We start from the raw sequence: 1,189 nt of genomic DNA, 5'->3' as shown, positions 1-1,189 counted from the left end.
TGAACTTTGGGTAAAAAGGTTTACCGGCGTAGGAAATGGTCTCGAGTTTAATACTCCTTCCTTCACCCTTGATGCTTCTGGTAATCTCTATTTAAGAGGCTATAGAGTTGACAAAGGACATTATGGAGACTTTGTCACAATAAAATATGACAAGATGTGAACGGAAATTTGGGCAAGAGGGTATAACAACCCGGAGAGGGGATGGGGCCATTGGCCTTCAATTGCTGTAGATGGTTGGGGAAACGTCTATGTTGCGCGACCAGTGTTCCGCCATACAATACTGGTAAACCTAAAATGTTTTTCATTAAGTATGATAAGTCGGGAAATCAACTTTGGGAAAAAACTTATAGTTACGCTGTTAATATAGGTCTGGCTTTAGACCACTTCGGAAACATATATGTAACTGCGAATATTCGAGGGCAAGGCTCTGACTATGTAGAAACAAAGCCACTAACTCTAAATCTTTCTATACTATACAACATCGTAAAGTATTCTGCCCCGGCAAGAATTAAACTGAATGCTACAGCAACTGATGAAGCTGGTAGAATAACCAAGGTTCGATTTTATAATGGCACCACTCTCCTTCATACTGAAACTGTATCTCCTTACGGATTTTTATGGGACAATGTCCCCTTAGGTAATTACACTCTTACCGCAAAAGCTTATGATAACAGTGGCAACGTAGCTACATCAAACACTATAAATAAATGTATCGGTAGTAGAGGAAAATGTACCGCCAGTTGTAAGTATTATAAATCCTGTTAATGATACAACCTATACCGGACCCGCAACTATTCATTTAATTGCGAAAGCAAAAGATCCCAATGACAGAATAAGTAAAGTAGAGTTTTATCACGGTTCAACTTTATTAAAGACTGGATACATTTATCCATATACTTATTCATGGACTAATGTACCGGCAGGTACTTACAACATTACAGCTAAAGCTTTTGACGTTAATGGTTTATCAGCTACATCTAAGGATGTGACAATTACTGTGATAAATGAAACAATTGTAACCAACAAATTAGTTGCAAATAGAAAGCTGAGTGGAGATTCCGGTGAAATTGACCACCCCATTCCGCTGGAAGCTGTGTATAGTCCTAAAATAGCTTTACAGCAATACAATATAGGATGACAGAAAAACGAAAGCAAAAAAACCGACCTAGTCCCCTGAGCAAACATCCTT

Annotated in this window: 2 protein-coding genes and 1 pseudogene; all 3 read left to right on the top strand. The window is 38.4% G+C overall.

All coding sequences use genetic code 11. The features are described from left to right. Window positions 1–294: 294 nt before the first annotated feature. The 3 genes and pseudogenes from B154_RS32865 to B154_RS33500 all read left to right on the top strand — a co-directional run bounded on the left by B154_RS32865 (window position 295) and on the right by B154_RS33500 (window position 1,138). Window positions 295–765 (top strand): Ig-like domain-containing protein, encoded by a 471-nt coding sequence (locus B154_RS32865; RefSeq protein ID WP_018616910.1) that lies wholly within the window; start codon window positions 295–297, stop codon window positions 763–765. Further along, window positions 704–883 (top strand): annotated as a pseudogene (locus B154_RS33740) (Ig-like domain-containing protein); the annotation flags it as partial. The gene B154_RS32865 and the pseudogene B154_RS33740, both read left to right, overlap by 62 nt. 102 nt (window positions 884–985) lie before the next feature. Then, window positions 986–1,138, top strand: coding sequence for a hypothetical protein (locus B154_RS33500; RefSeq protein ID WP_018616909.1), 153 nt, complete (start codon window positions 986–988; stop codon window positions 1,136–1,138). The last annotated feature ends 51 nt before the right edge of the window (window positions 1,139–1,189 follow it).

The organism is Segetibacter koreensis DSM 18137, from assembly GCF_000374045.1.
Lineage (GTDB): Bacteria > Bacteroidota > Bacteroidia > Chitinophagales > Chitinophagaceae > Segetibacter > Segetibacter koreensis.
Note: the sequence above shows the minus strand (reverse complement) of the source record. Positions and strands in the feature narration are given on the sequence as shown.